The 17,999-nt window shown below is 47.1% G+C and carries 17 protein-coding genes and 2 pseudogenes; 11 read left to right on the top strand and 8 right to left on the bottom strand.

The window, feature by feature from the left end; translation table 11 throughout:
* Positions 1–103 precede the first annotated feature (103 nt).
* The 6 genes and pseudogenes from RHD99_RS16855 to RHD99_RS16830 form a co-directional block, all read right to left on the bottom strand.
* The gene (locus RHD99_RS16855; RefSeq protein ID WP_309875375.1) at positions 104–901 is read right to left on the bottom strand and encodes an SDR family NAD(P)-dependent oxidoreductase; all 798 of its coding nucleotides are present in this window, start codon (positions 899–901) and stop codon (positions 104–106) included.
* A 270-nt stretch (positions 902–1,171) separates the two neighbouring features.
* A complete protein-coding gene (locus tag RHD99_RS16850; RefSeq protein WP_309875373.1) occupies positions 1,172–1,441 on the bottom strand; it encodes a hypothetical protein in 270 nt (89 codons plus the stop codon).
* 48 nt (positions 1,442–1,489) lie between these two features.
* Positions 1,490–2,158: pseudogene (locus RHD99_RS16845) on the bottom strand (phage integrase); the annotation flags it as partial.
* Between the two features lie 257 nt (positions 2,159–2,415).
* Positions 2,416–3,171, bottom strand: a complete 756-nt coding sequence (locus RHD99_RS16840) for an SGNH hydrolase domain-containing protein (RefSeq protein ID WP_309875371.1) — start codon at positions 3,169–3,171, stop codon at positions 2,416–2,418.
* 328 nt (positions 3,172–3,499) lie between these two features.
* Complete coding sequence (locus RHD99_RS16835) at positions 3,500–3,817, bottom strand: hypothetical protein (protein WP_309875369.1); 318 nt, start codon at positions 3,815–3,817, stop codon at positions 3,500–3,502.
* Between the two features lie 297 nt (positions 3,818–4,114).
* On the bottom strand, positions 4,115–5,176 hold the full coding sequence (locus RHD99_RS16830) for an acyltransferase family protein (RefSeq protein ID WP_309875367.1): 1,062 nt from the start codon (positions 5,174–5,176) through the stop codon (positions 4,115–4,117).
* Positions 5,177–5,762: 586 nt separating this feature from the next.
* Between RHD99_RS16830 and RHD99_RS16820 the strand changes: the two are divergent.
* Positions 5,763–5,975 (top strand): annotated as a pseudogene (locus tag RHD99_RS16820) (ogr/Delta-like zinc finger family protein); the annotation flags it as partial.
* Between the two features lie 238 nt (positions 5,976–6,213).
* Here RHD99_RS16820 and RHD99_RS16815 read toward each other — a convergent pair.
* On the bottom strand, positions 6,214–7,896 hold the full coding sequence (locus tag RHD99_RS16815; protein ID WP_183270929.1) for an aspartate:alanine antiporter: 1,683 nt from the start codon (positions 7,894–7,896) through the stop codon (positions 6,214–6,216).
* Positions 7,897–8,195: 299 nt separating this feature from the next.
* On the opposite strand from RHD99_RS16815, the gene RHD99_RS16810 reads away from it, so the two are divergent.
* Positions 8,196–8,558, top strand: coding sequence for an inner membrane protein YbjM (locus RHD99_RS16810; RefSeq protein WP_309875364.1), 363 nt, complete (start codon positions 8,196–8,198; stop codon positions 8,556–8,558).
* Between the two features lie 39 nt (positions 8,559–8,597).
* Here the strand turns inward: RHD99_RS16810 and RHD99_RS16805 are convergent, their stop codons facing one another.
* Complete coding sequence (locus RHD99_RS16805) at positions 8,598–8,870, bottom strand: GrxA family glutaredoxin (protein ID WP_034456459.1); 273 nt, start codon at positions 8,868–8,870, stop codon at positions 8,598–8,600.
* A gap of 282 nt (positions 8,871–9,152) precedes the next feature.
* Here RHD99_RS16805 and RHD99_RS16800 point away from each other — a divergent pair, with 282 nt between their 5' ends.
* From RHD99_RS16800 to potG, 9 genes are all read left to right on the top strand, one after another.
* Positions 9,153–9,452, top strand: coding sequence for a YbjC family protein (locus RHD99_RS16800; protein WP_270139547.1), 300 nt, complete (start codon positions 9,153–9,155; stop codon positions 9,450–9,452).
* Positions 9,436–10,158, top strand: a complete 723-nt coding sequence (gene nfsA / locus RHD99_RS16795) for an oxygen-insensitive NADPH nitroreductase (RefSeq protein WP_309875362.1) — start codon at positions 9,436–9,438, stop codon at positions 10,156–10,158. The genes RHD99_RS16800 and nfsA overlap by 17 nt, the downstream gene beginning before the upstream one ends.
* Positions 10,159–10,496: 338 nt before the next feature.
* Positions 10,497–11,330, top strand: coding sequence for a xanthosine phosphorylase (xapA, locus tag RHD99_RS16790; protein WP_270139545.1), 834 nt, complete (start codon positions 10,497–10,499; stop codon positions 11,328–11,330).
* Positions 11,331–11,373: 43 nt separating this feature from the next.
* Positions 11,374–12,630 carry a nucleoside permease gene (locus RHD99_RS16785; RefSeq protein WP_309879188.1) on the top strand — a complete coding sequence of 419 codons (1,257 nt, stop codon included), beginning with the start codon at positions 11,374–11,376 and terminating at the stop codon, positions 12,628–12,630.
* A gap of 68 nt (positions 12,631–12,698) precedes the next feature.
* Positions 12,699–13,616, top strand: coding sequence for a LysR family transcriptional regulator (locus tag RHD99_RS16780; RefSeq protein WP_309875360.1), 918 nt, complete (start codon positions 12,699–12,701; stop codon positions 13,614–13,616).
* A 64-nt stretch (positions 13,617–13,680) separates the two neighbouring features.
* On the top strand, positions 13,681–14,583 hold the full coding sequence (gene rimK / locus RHD99_RS16775; protein WP_270139543.1) for a 30S ribosomal protein S6--L-glutamate ligase: 903 nt from the start codon (positions 13,681–13,683) through the stop codon (positions 14,581–14,583).
* A 117-nt stretch (positions 14,584–14,700) separates the two neighbouring features.
* Entirely contained in the window at positions 14,701–15,183 is a 483-nt protein-coding gene (locus RHD99_RS16770) for a YbjN domain-containing protein (protein WP_183270920.1), read from the top strand.
* Between the two features lie 391 nt (positions 15,184–15,574).
* Positions 15,575–16,687 carry a spermidine/putrescine ABC transporter substrate-binding protein PotF gene (gene potF, locus RHD99_RS16765; RefSeq protein ID WP_183270919.1) on the top strand — a complete coding sequence of 371 codons (1,113 nt, stop codon included), beginning with the start codon at positions 15,575–15,577 and terminating at the stop codon, positions 16,685–16,687.
* A gap of 172 nt (positions 16,688–16,859) precedes the next feature.
* A complete protein-coding gene (potG, locus tag RHD99_RS16760) occupies positions 16,860–17,993 on the top strand; it encodes a putrescine ABC transporter ATP-binding subunit PotG (RefSeq protein WP_183270918.1) in 1,134 nt (377 codons plus the stop codon).
* The last annotated feature ends 6 nt before the right edge of the window (positions 17,994–17,999 follow it).

Raw genomic sequence — 17,999 nt, 5'->3', positions numbered from 1 at the left:
AGGCAATAAATTAATAGAATATTTATACCAAAATTCATTCAACTTGTGGGAAGACGGCACAGGGAAATGACCAACCTCTGCCGTCATCAACCTGTTCTATCTGTCAGTGGGTCGTCGTACCCGCAGTCATATTGACCACTGTTGCCGTCATTGCACCAGCATGATCTGATGCCAAAAATGTCATGAGCTCGGCCACTTGAGAAAGCGTGGGCAGGCGTTTGAGCATGGTACTTTGTGCAGCGCCACCGACCCACTGTTCAACCGTCAATCCCATTGCTTGAGCCTTGGGGGCGAATACCTCACCGGTATAGGAACCGGCCTGCACAGCGCCGTCTATCGCATGCGAACGCACGCAGATAACTCGAATATTCCTCGGTGCAAGTTCGCTGGCAAGTGCCTTGATGAAGGCTTCTGTGCCCGCGCAACCGACGACGTGACCAAGGTGGCCCGGAATCGCCATTGTGCTTGCGGGAGCGACGACCGTTATGATTGCGCCTGCGCGTTCACCGCCCATGTGTGGGGATACTGCTTTTGCTATGTTGAAATGTGCTGTCAAAAACGGGTCAATTCCTTGCCTGAACTCGGCGAGGGACAACTCCGCAATGCCTTTGCCCTGAACATGCATAAAACCGGTTGTGTTTATTACCACGTCAAAGTCGCCGACCTGCCGGGCCAGATGATCCGTCTTCTCGAGGGTTGACTGCTCATCGAGCACGTCGATAGTAAATGTCTCGGCCTTACCACCCGCAGCGCGGATTTCGCTGGCAACTCGCTCCAACTTTTCCTGGTTGCGTCCCCCAATAACCACATGCGCTCCCTCACGCGCCATAGTATGTGCAACAGCGCTGCCGATAGCACCACTGCCACCGAAGATCACGGCTACTTTGCCTTTAACCAACATAGCTTTTTTCCCTTCACCAGAATGCATCAGTCAAAATTATGGATGAAGTATTGAGATTCGGCTCAGGCCATCACGCATTTGAGTCAGGGGAGGGGAACTAACTTTCTGATTTAAAAGAAAACACAAAATTCAGGCAATAAAAAACCCATTTATATAAATGGGCTAATAAAAACAATGAGTTACTTGTTTATCAATGACTTAATCAGGCGGTGAGTGGGGAGGATATAGGGGGATTTGCCGCCAATTTGTCGCCACTAGACTTAATCTGATTTACTTTAAACGCCAGGGACCACTATCTTTGATCTGTTCGACTAATCCATCTTCTTCGAGTTCACGTAACAACGCTACCACCCAATATTGTTGATTCGAGCTAGTAGCCTTTGGCTTTGCTCCCCAACCCAAGCCGCAGAGCTTGAACACTTCAGATTGTTTAATTCCTTTGCCATTTTTCTGTCCATCAGGATGCTTTGCCAAAGCAGCAAGAGCCAATTCTTTTGCTTTAGTACGAAGCTCTAACCCCTGTTTCTGTAACTCATTCATAATAATGTTATCCCTGATAATCAAGACTATCCTAATGATACTCCGCAACTATGAGGTGCGCACGCGAGGAGCATCTATAGATAACTGATCCATGGTTGCCAGGGGATTAAATCGTAGAGCGGTTTCAAGATGGTCCGGTACTAAATGAGCATAACGCATTGTCATTTTAATATCGTGGTGACCGAGGATTTTCTGCAGGGCAAGAATATTGCCGCCCGACATCATGAAATGTGCGGCAAATGTATGGCGTAGAACGTGGGTGAGTTGGCCGCGAGGCAGCTTAATAGACGTAGATTCTATAGCTCCCATAAACTGGAAGTAGCACTCCTTAAAAAACTTTTCAGTTTTGCGTGCTGTCAGTTCTTCATAAAGCTCTTTATTGGCCGGAATGCTGCGGTTCTTTTTGCCCTTCGTCCGAATGAAAGTGATCTTGTGTTTTGATATCTGCGAACGTCCCAGACTTTCAGCCTCACGCCAGCGTGCGCCGGTACTTAAACAAACCTTCACGAAAAGAGTTAAATCCTCGCCAAGCCAGTTATAGTTAGTCAGCAATTCTGTGATTTGTTCATGCGTGAGCCAGACCATCTCTGTCTCGGCAGTGGTAAACTTTCGCATGGTTGCTAATGGATTCAGTTGCGTCCATTCTCCCGGACGCGATAACTCGCTAAACATTCTGCTTAGATAGCTTTGCTCAAGATTGATGGTTACAGGTTCTGCAGCCTACACCTGAAGAACTCATTGGGATTGCAGATCAACAACGAACTGACTTGCGTGTAATTGTGGATGCTGTCGATGCAGGTACTGCTATTCTCCGAGATACTTGCATGGAAAGATGTCGGGTGATTTTAATGCGAGTTGATGTATCAAAACTGGTGCAGTCAGTGTTTCCGTTAACGACAGTCGATGATCAATTCTTATGAATTAATCATCGACTTATAAAACATTGGCGTCAATTAATGGCACTAATACCTTGGTTAAAATAAATCGTTAACAATATTTTTTGTCCATTCGTATGTGTAGTGGTTATTGTCAAAGAACATGGGTATGTTATCGTCATTTAATAATTTGCATTTACCATTCTTGCAGCCATAATTATAAATATCAATGAAATTAATTGTCGGAAGTTCTTTCTTCATTTTATTATAGAAAATATGACTATCTTCTGCTGGAACTATCTCACTTATGTTTTTTGAATTCATAATTAACATCGGAAGTGAAGAAGGATAATTCTTTGTTTGACTAATGAATTTTACGGTAGCTATTCTTTCTTTAAGTAACTGGTTTGTCTGGCTTATTCCCGTAATTATATCATTGGTTGTAGCAAAAGCGCTCCAGTTAGCACCAACTATAGCGATGTCGATTTGTTTATCTTTTATAATTTTGTTAAAGACCATGTTAAACAGAGTTTGGCAAGTTCCTTCACCTTTTACATTTATGATAGGTGGACATCCAGAGGAAGTAGCTTGAATTATATTATAATTCCAGTATTTTTCCCGGATAGCTTTAGAAAACTCGGCCACATGACTATCGCCAAATAATAAAATTGTTTTCTTGTGTTTTTCTGTATTAGTACAATAACTATAGTCGTAATCATTGATGGATGGGTTTTTGCTGCTTAAAAAACAACTTTTTGTTGGATCTTTTAGGCCTCCATTAAATTGAGGCTTAATATCGTATTTGCTATACGAATCCAATAACAGATCATTTTTATTCAACCATTTTTCATGCATATATAGGTATTTCCCCAAAACTGGTGTTAAAACAGCCGCCAGAGCTAAAATGGCGATAACTTTCTTAGGGATGTATTTATTATTTTCAACAAATCTATATGATATATATCCAAGAACAACAGAGAGAACTAAAAATGTTAAAACTAAAAGTTTATTATTTCCTAGGTTATGCGTAACTAAAATTGATGCTAATGGCCAATGATATTTCGGTTGTGCTCTGTCGCGTTAACGACGGAATGCCAGAAAAAGCTGCATTGCCAGTTATTCGGGCAGGCAGCAAATAAAACTAATTCACAGGCAATAACCCATCACTTTGTGGATGTTGATATTACCCGTTGCGCACCATATCTCTCAGTTTGATAATCCGGTAATCTTGCTGCACCTGTTTGTTCAGGTATTTAACTGGCCACTGATTTTGATGAATGTTTCGCCCATTTGCCATCGACGGCCACAGGAAGTTTGTGACGGTGTAAAACTTTATCTCGCGGGAGAACAAGAGTAATAACCCAGTGGTGAAGCATGGGATGGTCGACAAAAAACAGTATTTTTCCTGATGGTCTAAGCCCTGGCAGTTATCCATACGGAAGGCCTGAGTGGATTGATGAAGTTCGCCCTGGAAATAATTACGGTGACAAATTTTCACCATCGGGAAGCGACAGAATTGAATACCAGAGACACATTTTTCTTCTGGGTAATGAACCGATAGGTTATATCAATGCGCCCAATTTTAATGCTGAGTTTCCAGATACTTTATCAACGAACCATCTCCAATAAAGTCGAGTAATAGGGGATGCTGCACCACTCCCCCCTGTTTTCAAGACTGGGGGGCTTGTGTTCATGTTGACCAATCTTGTAACTGTTAGATCTCAGTCGCAAGCGCTCATTATCAGAAGCATGCTTGTTTAAATGACAAGCAATACTCTAGAAAACTCCTCCGAAAGTGCTACTGTATCAACGTTTTATAATTTTTGGGTTTCGGAACGTTAATTGAAAATGAGTAGCCAATTTTATCTGATAGCCAGTAGCCGATGATGTTTGAAATATATAAGCAAATTAATGTATAAAGTATCGCAGAAATCACACTTGGGATTCCAAATGATAATCCTAAAAGAGCCGCAGTCGCTGGGATGAGCAACTTAGTTATATACTCAAGCCCACATATATTAAGTGTGTTTTTTCCGGCGTTTATTATGAATTCACTTTTGCTTATTATTTTGGCTATAAAAATATTAAATAAAATCAAAATTGTTGTTGATATGATTGAGTTTAATATGGCAAATATTTGACTTTGAGTGATGACAGGTAGTAATCGGTTGGCTATTGTAGTTATCAACGAATTGCCGTTAAGTAATTGATAAGCAGTTGCGCCTGCAAGTAAGATAAATATCACAACCCCAGCTATTGATTTTCCGAAAAACCGATTTTCACACAACTCTTTGAACATGCATCGGCCCATGGCAAGAAGCCACCAATAAGCTAATGCTGAATCCACATTCCAGAACCATTTAGGTTCAACCAGAGGGTTGTGACTGAGTAGTGTTTGTGTATAAGCAAATGAGAGAATCGATATGCATAAAATAAGGAAATTATTTTTAAATAATCTTACGAACAAATTGTCAATGATTATCATTGCGAATAGACAGTTTATGAACCATATTGAACCAACGAAAGGATTGTTACGAACACCATATAGAATATCCAACGATGCATTTATTAATGATCGAAAGTCACCCCCAGCGTTTAAAGATGTGATCGCAAGAGTCATAAATGCAAAGGAAAAGTAAGGTAAAAGCAATCTTTTTGCTTTGTCGATTGTAAATTGATGGAGTGGGGTGTTCTTGTTTTTTGAAAAGAAACCAGCAGCGAAGAAGAATAATGGAACATGATAACTGAAAACGAAGGGATATATTTTCCCGGCAGCAGTGCCAAAATGTCCTATATAAATTGCAAAAATCCCTAAAAACTTTAAAGCATCAACCCACTCATATCTGATTTTATTATTCATTAAAAATACCCACTTAAAACTATTACTGTTTTGATTTATCAAAAAATCAATATTGGCACATCATATAATAATAGTAAATAACATGATTTGAAATCATGATGGCTTTGTGTATGCATAAAAATAGCTTTATGGCAATAATATTTTTAGAGTGTACTTCCTGCCACTGTTGCATATAGCAAATTGTTTATAAATTATCTGCGTCTATATGCGCATGACTAAAAGAGTATGGCGCCATTGCCGCGATTAAGAATGTCAATCTGCTGTTCATCCGACAAGGCGAGGGAAAATTGCCAGCGGCTGGCTGACCGAGGGGCTTATACGGGTGTACAGACTCGCTGGCTAAACACTCACGAACCGAAGAAAAAGGAAGTTGTTAAAGTCCGCTGAGCAAAAGAAAAGCTAAACCCAAAACAACGAAAGCGCCCGAACCAACAGGGAGATTATCTGATGAGATCTGATGAAAATATTCTGGTGATAATTAAGCAATATTCCAGCCGTTACTATGCGGAGCATTGAGCAAAAACTGAATGGGCGAGAATTCAGCGTGGTTTGGCATCATTCTCAACCCAGCTTGCAAAGGGGCGAGCTGATTTGTCCATTGTGTGGGAACTCAGCCCATACCCGCAGTAGCTTCCAGGTATCTTCGAACACCAAAGAACGTTACAACCAGTGCCAGAACATAAATTGCAGCCATACGTTCATCACACATGAAACTTATGTGCGCTCCATCGCAACTCCGAAAGAAACTAACGTCGTGCAGCCACATCCTGCCAATTCAGGTCAGGTTGCTATGTCTATTGAGGCGCTGCCGCCATTTTGTCGCCATCAGCTCAGATGGGGTAGGGTAAGTTGCTGATATGAAAGGGTGCAAAATTCAGGCAATAAAAAACCCATCAACCTTGAACCAAAGAGGCGGGGTTGATGGGCTCCACAAATTGGGGACATCAAAGAAAAGCAGTGGCACTAATTAAGACTTTGTCCCAATCAAAAAGTTCGCTCTGTCATAAAAAATCTTTTTTCTTTGTTTGCAACAGGGGTCACAAACCCGGCCATATGATTACGATTAGCGTCCCCGCGAGGGTTAGCAACACGTTGGCGATAGCGTAAGTCCCGGCGTAGCCCAGTGCCGGAATGTTGCTACGCGCGGTGTCGCTGATGATTTCCATTGCTGGTGCGCAGGTTCGTGCGCCCATCATTGCGCCAAACAGTAATGCGCGGTTCATGCGTAAAACGTATGCACCAAACAAGAAGCAGATCACGACCGGAACCAGGCTGACGATGAGCCCGGCGATCAACATTTGTCCGCCAACCGCACCTAAGCCGTTACCAATGCCGCTGCCTGCGCTTAAACCAACGCCTGCCATAAACACCATCAAACCGAACTCTTTCACCATATTCAGCGCCCCTTGCGGGATATAGCCGAAGGTTGGATGGTTGGCTCGCAGGAAGCCCAACATAATCCCGGCGAACAGTAAGCCTGCCGCATTGCCCACACCAAAACTGAACGAGCTGAACTGGAAGGTGATCATGCCGATCATCAAGCCAATAATGAAGAAGGCGCAGAAGGCGAGTAAGTCGGTAATTTGGCTGTGAATAGAGATAAACCCGATGCGCTCTGCAACGGTTTTCACGCGACGAGCATCTCCGCTGACTTGTAAAACGTCCCCTTTGTTGAGCACGATATTATCGTCGATAGGCATTTCAATCTGGCTACGGATAACACGGTTGAGGAAGCAGCCGTGATCGGTCAGCTTTAATTGCCCGAGGCGACGGCCCACAGCATTGTGATTCTTCACCACAATTTCTTCGGTGACAATGCGCATGTCCAGCAGGTCGCGGTCGAAAACTTCTTTACCGTTACGGAAACTTGGGTCGAGGCGGGAATGGGCATCCGGATAACCCACAAGCGCGATTTCGTCACCTTTTTGCAGCACTGCGTCGCCATCTGGGTTCGCCAGAATGCCATTGCGGCGAATACGTTCGATGTAGCAACCGGTCTGGCGATAAATACCGAGCTCACGCAGATTTTTACCATCAGCCCAGGCGACCAGCTCAGAACCTACGCGATATGCACGAATAACCGGCAGATACACTTTGCGAGCGGCGTCAGTATCCAGCCCGCGCTCCCGAGCGATTTGTTGCGCGCTGGTTTGTAAATCCTGATGCTGAAGTTTAGGTAAGTAGCGTGCGCCAACAATCAGGCTAACCAGGCCGATAAGATAAGTCAGCGCGTAACCGAGGCTAAGGTTATCCAGGGACGCGGCAAGCTGGGTACCTGCGACCCCCGAATGGCGCAACGTATCACCTGCACCCACCAGTACTGGGGTGGAGGTCATCGAACCTGCGAGCATCCCGGCGGTAAGGCCGATATCCCAGCCAAAGAGTTTCCCCAAGCCTAATGCCAGCAACATGGCGGTGCCGACCATGACCAGGGCCAACATCAGATAATTTTTGCCATCGCGGAAGAAAATTGAAAAAAAGTTTGGCCCAGCTTCCACGCCGACACAAAAAATGAACAGCATGAAACCCAAATTTAGGGCGTCAGTGTTAATCGAAAAATGTTGTTGGCCGAGTATTAAAGAGACCACCAAAACACCAATGGAATTACCCAGTTGGACGGGCCCAAGGCGTAATTTCCCCAGGCATAAGCCCAAGGTCAGAACAACAAATAATAACAGGATGTAATTCCCGCTTAACAAATCTGCGACGTTTATATTCACGAAGGCTAACTTCTTGTTTACTAGTAACTTGTTGAAAGAGATGGTTTTTTGGTTTAAGGTTTCTACTATTAACGACGCAATTTGATGTATTTTCTTTGCATTAAAATATCCAGTGCGCAGACCTGATAATGGCCTTTAGTTTAATCTTTATAAAGATTAACGGCTAGTAAGAATATTGTGCTAATTGCGCTATCTATTTTTTAGCAAGGATTGCTGAAACTTATCTCAATCGGGCCGGTTCTCATGCAGAACTGTAATTTTAAGTTCGATATAGGCGATTGTCAGGAGGATGTGTGTTCATGCGTGGACAACGTTGGTTTGGAGTCATTTGCTGCTTCGTGTTGTTTGTTGGCGTGTTTCTTTCGCAGAAATTAATGGGCGCCAATAGCTACCCGGGTGATAATCATTCTGAGTGGGGGATGCTGTTTTTTATCCTGCCGGGTATTATCGCTAGCGTGTTTTCCCGCCATGGCCGAGTGATCAAACCGTTGATAGGCGCAGTACTGGCTTCACCGCTTTGTCTGCTCATCATTCAGTTTTGGATGTCGCCAACGCGAACGTTCTGGCAAGAAATGGCCTGGATGTTTAGTGCTGTGTTTTGGTGTGCGCTTGGGGCATTGTGCTATCTGTTTTTACGTAGCGTGCTCCGCCGTCAGCGGTAAAAAAAACCGGCTCATTGAGCCGGTTTTTTTGTCTGTTGCTTATTCCGCGTTCTGGAACAAACTCAGGTGTTCTTTCGCGTAAGCTTCGAAATCTGTGCAACCACCGATGTGTTTCTGGTCGAGGAAGATCTGTGGAACGGTTTCAACAGGCTTACCGACAGTTTTTTCCAGATCGGCCTTGCTGATGCCTTCTGCATGGATATCAACATAACGGAAGTTGAAGTCGTCACGCTCAGCGGTCAGTTTCTCAGCCAACTCTTTAGCACGAACGCAATATGGGCAGCCTGGGCGGCCAAAAATCACTGCAAACATGGTATCTCCTTCATTTTTTATGGCCGAACGAACCGGCGAATGGCAACTATAATGCCGCTAACGGTTACGAATGGGAAGAAGGTATTACCTGTTAGTCTGATACTCCCCACCTATCCCCTTCATACTTCAAGTTGCCTCATTGTTGGCTGTGAGAACTCACCCGAATTACTTTAGTAAGCTCATTGGACTCCTTCTCTTGCCGCCGCGATGCAACTCGAATTATTTTGGGGAAGTAATATGCGGTCGTATACTCAACCCATAATTGCCTCTGGAGACAAGCGGATGCGTTCACTCGGTGCCTTGCCGAAACCTGTGTTAGTCCTCGAAGTTATCGGTATTGCTTTTTTACTTCTCTCATATCTTTCCCTGAACGGTTATGTGACATTGCCAGCGCCCGTTGGAAGTGCCACAGCGGCTATTGTCATGGTATTTTTGGGTATTGCCCTGATGCTTCCCGCGGCAGCCTTCATGGTATGGGCGATGGCGCAAAATGTTGCGCCGCTGCTGACCAAAGGCCAGCCACCCGTTGATAAATCTCTTACAAACAAGCCAAAGGATAAACGCGATGACGCCGACCATTGATCTGCTGCGTTCACACCGTTCCATTCGTCGATTTACCGACGCACCCATTACAGATGAACAGCGTGCAGCGATTGTTGCCAGTGCCCAGGCGGCTTCCAGTTCCAGTTTTTTGCAGTGCAGCTCGATTATTCGCATCACTGATAAATCATTGCGTGAGCAGCTTGTTCCACTGACAGGTGGCCAGCGACATGTTGCGCAAGCGGCAGAGTTTTGGGTGTTTTGTGCTGACTTTAATCGGCATCTACAAATCTGCCCTGAGGCACAGCTTGGCCTGGCGGAGCAATTATTGCTGGGCGTTGTTGATACCGCGCTGCTTGCGCAAAATGCTTTTACGGCCGCGGAATCGTTAGGATTAGGCGGTGTGTACATCGGGGGCATTCGCAATAGTATCGAGGAAGTGACTGAATTATTGGCCTTGCCGAAACACGTTCTGCCATTATTTGGTTTGTGCCTGGGTTGGCCAGATGAAGACCATGACATCAAACCACGCATGCCAGCGGCGATGGTGATGCATGAGAATAGCTATAAGCCCGTTGATGCAGATGTCTTGGCACAGTATGACGAAGAGATGGCGCAGTATTATCTCTCTCGCGGCAGCAATGCTCGTCGTGACACATGGAGTGACCATATTCGTCGCACCATCATTAAAGAAAACCGTCCTTTCATTCTTGATTATTTGCATAAGCAAGGTTGGGCAACCCGCTAATAAAACTCGTCATACTTCAAGTTGCAGGGGTGTTGGCTGTGTTCATTCACCCCAATCACTTACTCAAGTAAGCTCATGGGGATTAATGAGAGACTCCTGTCTCTCACCGAAGGCCAGCCTCTGGCTGGTCAAATTCGTTCCCGACGAATTTGTCATTCTCTTGCCGCCTACCTGCATCTCGAATTATTTAGAGTTTTTTGGGTAATCATCGCCAATCAATACATTTTTACTATCAATCACCCGCCCAAACGGTATTGGTGGTGCACAGTCGCAAGTCGGTATAACAGAGTGAGCAACACTTCTTCTGATTATTTCGACACCAAGACAAGGAGCACCCGATGCCGATGACTACACTTGATAACTCCCCGTTTTACGCCGCAGATATTATCCGTTCACGCATTAATGGCCTGGTTCCGCGCGTGGCTTTCATTCTGGGTTCCGGGCTTGGCGAACTGGCTGAGAAAATCGAGCAGCCCGTCGTTTTCCCCTATGACGAGTTGCCTGGATTCCCGGTTAGCACGGTTCACGGTCATGCAGGCGAGCTGGTGGTTGGGACTCTCGCCGGTATTCCCGTCGCGTGTATGAAAGGGCGAGGCCATTTTTATGAAGGACGCGGCATGTCTGTTATGACGAATGCCATTCGCACCTTCAAATTACTGGGATGCGAAATCCTGTTCTCGACTAACGCGGCGGGTTCACTGCGTCCTGAAGTTGGCCCCGGGAGCCTGGTTGCGCTTAACGATCACATTAATACGATGCCGGGTACGCCGACCGTTGGCCCTAACGATGAGCGTTTCGGTGAGCGGTTCTTCTCTCTGGCAAATGCTTATGATGCCGACTACCGTGGCATTTTGCAGAATGTAGCGAAAGAGCAGGGCTTCCCGCTCACGGAAGGTGTGTTTGTCTCTTACCCTGGGCCAAACTTTGAAACCGCAGCAGAAATTCGCATGATGCAAATCATTGGTGGCGATGTTGTGGGTATGTCGGTGGTGCCTGAAGTGATCAGCGCTCGCCATTGCGGTCTTAAAGTGGTTGCTGTTTCTGCGATTACAAACCTGGCTGAAGGCCTGGGCAGCGTGCAGCTTTCCCACGCACAAACCCTGGCGGCTGCGGCACTTTCGCGTCAGAACTTTATTAATCTGATCTGCGGTTTCCTGGGCAAGCTCGCCTGAGACACAACCAACACACCGGGTAAAACACATGGCGATTAACTCCATAGCGATTAAATCACGCTTGAAAATCATGTTGTTTTTGCAGTATTTCATTTGGGGGGCCTGGCTGGTCACGCTGGGCTCATACATGATTAATACCCTCGGATTCCGAGGGGCTGACGTGGGCATGGTCTATAGCACCAAAGGCATTGCTGCGTTATTAATGCCGGGGATCGTCGGTATTATTGCCGACAAATGGCTGCCTGCGAATCGTGTTTATGCGCTGTGTCACCTGGTGTGTGCGGCAATGCTTACCTGGGCTGCGAGCATCAACCAGCCGGGGCTGATGTTTTGGGTCATGCTGGGTAATGCGATGGCGTTTATGCCAACGATTGCGCTGTCGAATACCATCTCTTATGCCAGTCTCGAAAAAGCGGGTCTGGATACCGTCAGCCATTTCCCACCAATACGCGTGTTTGGCACCATCGGTTTTATTGCCGCGATGTGGACTGTCAGCCTGATGCGTTTCGAACTCAGTAATCTTCAATTGTACATTGCGGCGGGGGCTTCTCTGGGATTGGCGCTCTATTCACTCACCTTGCCGACAATTGCGGTGATTAAAGGTGGTGTGTCCCGTAGCTGGGTGAGTCGCTTGGGATTAGATGCATTTGTATTGTTCAAAAATCCTCGCATGGCAGTTTTCTTCTTATTCGCTATGTTGCTGGGTGCGGTCTTGCAGATAACCAATACGTTCGGTAACCCGTTCCTGCATGATTTTTCACGTAATCCTGAGTTTGCAGACAGCTTTGTGGTGCAGTATCCCTCAATTTTGCTGTCGGTTTCTCAAATGTCCGAAGTGGCGTTTATCCTTACCATCCCATTCTTTTTGCGCCGCTTTGGCATCAAACAAGTGATGTTGATGAGTATGGTGGCGTGGGTGTTGCGCTTTGCTTTGTTTGCCTGGGGCGACCCATCAGCATTTGGCTTTGTGTTACTGCTGCTCTCTATGGTGGTCTACGGCTGTGCCTTTGATTTCTTTAATATTTCCGGTTCAGTCTTTGTAGAACAAGAAGTCGACTCGCGTATTCGGGCCAGTGCTCAAGGGTTGTTCATGACCATGGTTAATGGGATTGGTGCGTATGTTGGTGCAATTCTTAGCGGCTATGTTGTGGATTACTTCAGTGTTGACGGCGTAAAAGACTGGACGACCATTTGGTTAGTCTTCGCTGGATATGCGCTGGTGTTGGCGATTATTTTCCACTTCAGTTTCCAGTATCGTCACACGCCATCGCTTAAAGCTTCGGCACCGGTCGCACATTAATCTTCGCCTGGATTACAGTGAGCGACAGGAGTGATAACTTATGGGGCTGCCAGAGCACAGGGAGCCTCATGAGCCATTCACAGCGAACTTACCGTACCGATTTAAAACTACTGCGCTATTTTCAAGCCGTAGCGGAAGAGCTGCATTTTGGTAAAGCCGCAGCGCGACTCAACATGTCGCAACCGCCGCTGAGCTTCCACATCAAAGAGTTAGAATCCCAGCTCGGCACGGTGCTGTTTATTCGTCATTCCCGTAGCGTCGCCCTGACTTATGCAGGTGAAGTCTTACTGGAAGAAACCCGCCTGCTGCTGGATAGCGCGAACCAGGCACTGGCGCGCGTTGAGCAAATTGGGCGTGGGGAAGGTGGGCGAATTCATCTGGGAATTGTCGGCACGGCAATTTGGGGTGGGTTGCGTCTGGGGTTGCAGCGGTTCATCGCGGATAACCCTGCCATTGATATCTTATTCCGTGAAAAATCTCCGGGTGACCAGCTTGCTTTACTTGATCGTCACGACATTGATGCCGGAATCTGGCGCATGGAAACCAATCCACCGCCGGGATTGCGCAGTGAAAAACTTCATGACGCTACGTTTTTAGTCGCGTTGCCCGAAAAGCACCCGCTAACAAAACAAACAGCTATCGATATTGAACAGTTACGCCATGAAGCCTTTGTCACGATGACCGCAGTGCATTCTGACTGGACTTTTTTGCAAGGTGTTTGCCGGGAAGCTGGGTTTTCGCCGCGAGTGGTAAGAGAGGCGGTTGAGCCGCAGACTGTACTGGCGCTGGTCAGTATTGGAATGGGGTTGACGATCATGGCAGACAGCTATGCGCAAATGAACTGGCCAGGAGTGACTTTCCGCCCGCTGACTAAAGCGATCCCAGCCGATCTTTATGTCGTGTACGACCCGCATCATCTGTCTTCTACCACGCGTCATTTAATTGACGTGTTAAAACAGTCGCCAGACACATTGCCCGTTCGTTGAAACACAATGGCGGTGCTATGATAACCGCGCTGTTATTATCGGACTGGAAACGCTGAGGTGCAGGGTGAAAATCGCCATTTTATCCCGGGATGGAACGCTTTATTCTTGTAAACGGCTTCGTGAAGCGGCATCTCGCCGTGGCCACGTAGTCGAAATCATCGATCCCCTATCGTGCTATATGAATATCAATCCGGCGGCCCCGTCAGTGCACTATAAAGGGCGCCAGCTTCCCCATTATGATGCGGTGATTCCGCGTATCGGATCCGCGATTACTTTCTACGGCACCGCCGTTCTACGCCAGTTCGAAATGTTAGGGAGCTATCCGCTTAACGAATCTGTAGCCATCACCCGTGCTCGCGACAAACTGCGGTCATTGCAGCTAATGGCGCGCCAGGGCATTGATTTACCCGTGACCGGTTTTGCTCACTCGCCCGATGACACCAGTGATTTAATCGACATGGTCGGTGGTGCGCCGCTGGTGGTGAAGTTGGTTGAAGGGACACAAGGGATCGGCGTGGTGTTAGCGGAAACGCGCCAGGCCGCAGAAAGCGTGATTGACGCATTCCGCGGTCTGAATGCTCACATATTGGTGCAAGAATATATAAAAGAAGCGCAGGGCAGGGATATTCGTTGTTTGGTGGTAGGGAATAAAGTGGTGGCGGCTATCGAACGCCAGGCAAAACCAGGGGACTTCCGTTCTAACTTGCATCGCGGAGGCGTGGCGAATCAGGTCGAAATTACCGAGCGTGAGCGCGAAATTGCCCTTCATGCTGCCGCAACGTTGGGGCTGGATGTCGCTGGTGTTGATATTTTACGCGCGAAGCGTGGCCCGCTGGTGATGGAGGTTAATGCGTCACCGGGTCTGGAAGGCATTGAAAAGACGAGCGGTGTCGACATTGCGACCCTAATGATCAAGTGGATTGAGCAACAGGCCCATCCTGGTTATTGCCTGAAAACGGGCGGCTAAATTCGAGCATCGGCACCATTGGACGCATAATAATAGTATGAAGCGCTATTTTTGCGTAAGCTATGGCGCGACTTAGATAGGCTATTAATCACCCCTTTAAAAGAGGCTACGGCATTTATGGATTCACTCGTTGTCCCTACTCTGGACATCTTACGCCGCTGGCTTGACGAAATCGGCGTGACCATTTTCGAGTGCGATACCTGCCAGGCGCTCCATCTGCCTCATATGCAGAATTTTGATGGTGTCTACGATGCGAAAATCGATCTTGTCGATAATATCGTCTTGTTTTCAGCCCTGGCCGAGGTAAAGCCCTCCGCATTGTTGCCCCTGGCATCCGATCTCTCGTCTATTAATGCCAGTTCACTGACGGTGAAAGCGTTTTTAGATATCCAGGACGACAATTTACCAAAACTCGTGGTTTGCCAGTCGCTACAAGCGGCGGTTGGAATAACGCGCGAGCAATTTGCTCATTTTGTAAAACAGAGCGAAGAGCAGATCTCGATGGTGATTCTGGAAGCGTGCGCGAATCAGTTGCTCTACATCTCTGACGGGGAAGAAGAGCAAGACAGCACCCTGGTTCAAACCCACTTTTTACACTAACTTCTGCACCGATCGTTTCTTTTCTGAACGCAGCGGCTGTTTTGTCCGCTGCGGCCCACATTTTTTATCCTGCCTTACCCGCTATTCCTAAGCATTATTCTCGCCATTGTTGCCAGTATCACGCGACGGTATAGGCATTTTTTTGTTAAAAAATTGATATAAGGCGCTTTTTTAGTCGCGCTATAGTCACTAACCCTGGCTACAGTTATTCTTGCGTGACACTTAAAATATGCAACGTCTGTGGGAAGGCGCCAGCTTTTTTCACCGTAGTTTGAATAGAGATGCATGGTTCTTGCATGTTCCCAAAGCATTAACTAAATGCATAAAAGTTTGATTGAGTAAATTCTGCTCGTGAAAGCGAGATTTACCCTTTATTCAGAAGGAATGACATATGTTCGCCCAACGTAAAAAATTGTTGTCGGGGATGGTGACGGGTTTGTTGATGGCAGTCTCTGCCACGACATTTGCCGCTGAACAAAAGACGCTGCACGTTTATAACTGGTCTGATTATATTGCTCCAGATACGTTGGCAAACTTTACGAAAGAAACCGGCATTAAAGTGGTGTACGACGTCTTCGACTCCAACGAAGTTCTGGAAGGGAAGTTAATGGCCGGCAGTACGGGTTATGACCTCGTCGTGCCTTCTTCACAATTCCTGGAGCGTCAGGCTCAGGCCGGTATTTTCCAGCCTCTTGATAAGAGCAAATTGCCGAACTACAAAAATCTCGATCCGGAAATGCTTAAACTGGTCGCCCATAATGACCATGACAATAAATACGGCATTCCGTACATGATGGTTACGACAGGAATTGGCTACAACGTCGATAAAGTCAAAGCGGTATTGGGCAAAGATGCGCCGGTGGACAGCTGGGATCTCATCCTGAAACCAGAAAATCTTGAGAAGCTGAAAAGCTGTGGCGTTTCGTTCCTTGATGCGCCGAGCGAGGTTTACGCAAGCGTATTGCACTACCTGGGCAAAGATCCTAACAGCACCAATCCGAGTGATTACACCGGTGCGGCGAACGATCTGCTGTTGAAATTGCGTCCGTCTATCCGTTATTTCCACTCTTCCCAATACATCAACGATTTGGCTAACGGCGACATCTGCGTGGCGATCGGTTGGTCTGGCGATATTCTCCAGGCGGCAAACCGCGCTAAAGAAGCCAAAAATGGCGTGAATATTGCTTATACCATTCCTAAAGAAGGGGCGATGGTTTACTTCGATATGTTCGCAATCACCAATGACGCGAAAAATAAAGATGAAGCCTATCAGTTCCTTAACTATCTGATGCGACCGGATGTCGTCGCGAATATCAGTAATCACGTTTATTACGCCAATGCGAATAAAGAGTCGACTCCGCTGTTAAATGCTGAGATTCGTGATAATCCGGGCATTTATCCACCGGCTGATGTTCGCAGCAAACTGTTCACTCAAGGTGTGCAATCACCAAAAGTTGACCGTGTCATTACGCGTGCCTGGACTAAAGTTAAAACAGGGAAATAGTTAGATATTTTAGTTGGTTATAACTTTTAGATTTCAAGTTGCAGGTAGGCGGCAAGAGAGAGAACCCCCAGGAGCTTACATAAGTAAGTGACTGGGGTGAACGAAAGCAGCCAACACCCCTGCGATTTGAAAGATGAAAGGTAGAATTTTGCTTTTGCCGGAGAGCACACAATTGACTGACGTAATCCCTCGTCCGCACGCGAAAACTCGCAAGGCGCTTACGCCGCTGCTTGAAGTTCGCAACCTCACTAAGTCCTTTGACGGGCAACATGCCGTTGATGATGTCAATCTGACTATTTATAAAGGCGAAATTTTTGCGCTGCTCGGGCCATCCGGCTGTGGTAAATCAACGCTGTTACGCATGCTGGCGGGTTTTGAACAACCCAGTGCCGGGCAAATCATGCTGGATGGTGTGGATTTGTCACACGTCCCGCCCTATCAGCGGCCAATCAATATGATGTTCCAGTCCTATGCACTTTTCCCGCATATGACGGTCGAGCAAAATATCGCGTTTGGACTCAAGCAAGACAAGCTGCCGAAAAATGAAATCACTCAGCGTGTGCAGGAGATGCTGACGCTGGTTCATATGCAAGAGTACGCCAAACGCAAACCGCACCAGCTTTCAGGCGGGCAGCGTCAGCGTGTCGCGCTGGCACGAAGCCTCGCGAAACGGCCAAAATTATTGCTGCTCGATGAGCCGATGGGCGCGCTGGATAAGAAATTGCGTGACCGTATGCAGCTCGAAGTCGTGGATATTCTCGAGCGTGTGGGTGCCACCTGCGTCATGGTGACGCACGACCAGGAAGAAGCGATGACCATGGCGGGACGTATCGCCATTATGAATCGTGGCAAGTTCGAGCAAATTGGCGAGCCGGAAGAGGTCTACGAATATCCGGCTACGCGCTACAGCGCGGAATTTATCGGTTCGGTGAACGTCTTTGAAGGGCTGTTGAAAGAGCGCCGGGAAGATGGGCTGATCATTGAAAGCCCTGGGCTGATTCATTCGCTTAAAGTTGATCCGGATGTTTCGGTGGTTGACGGGGTGCCGGTGTACGTCGCACTGCGTCCTGAAAAAGTCATGCTTTGCGAAGAACCTCCAGAAGACCGTTACAACTTCGCGGTCGGTGAAGTGGTGCATATTGCCTATCTTGGCGACCTGTCGATTTATCACGTGCGTCTGGTGAGTGGGCAGATGATCAGCGCGCAGTTGCAAAATGAGAACCGGAACCGCAAGGGGATGCCAACCTGGGGTGACGAAGTTCGTCTGTGTTGGGATGCCGAGAGTTGTGTGGTCTTGACCGTTTAAGGGGGC

The sequence above is a fragment of the Buttiauxella selenatireducens genome (assembly GCF_031432975.1).
Classification (GTDB): Bacteria; Pseudomonadota; Gammaproteobacteria; order Enterobacterales; family Enterobacteriaceae; genus Buttiauxella; species Buttiauxella selenatireducens.
This window is presented reverse-complemented; position numbering and strand designations above follow the sequence as displayed.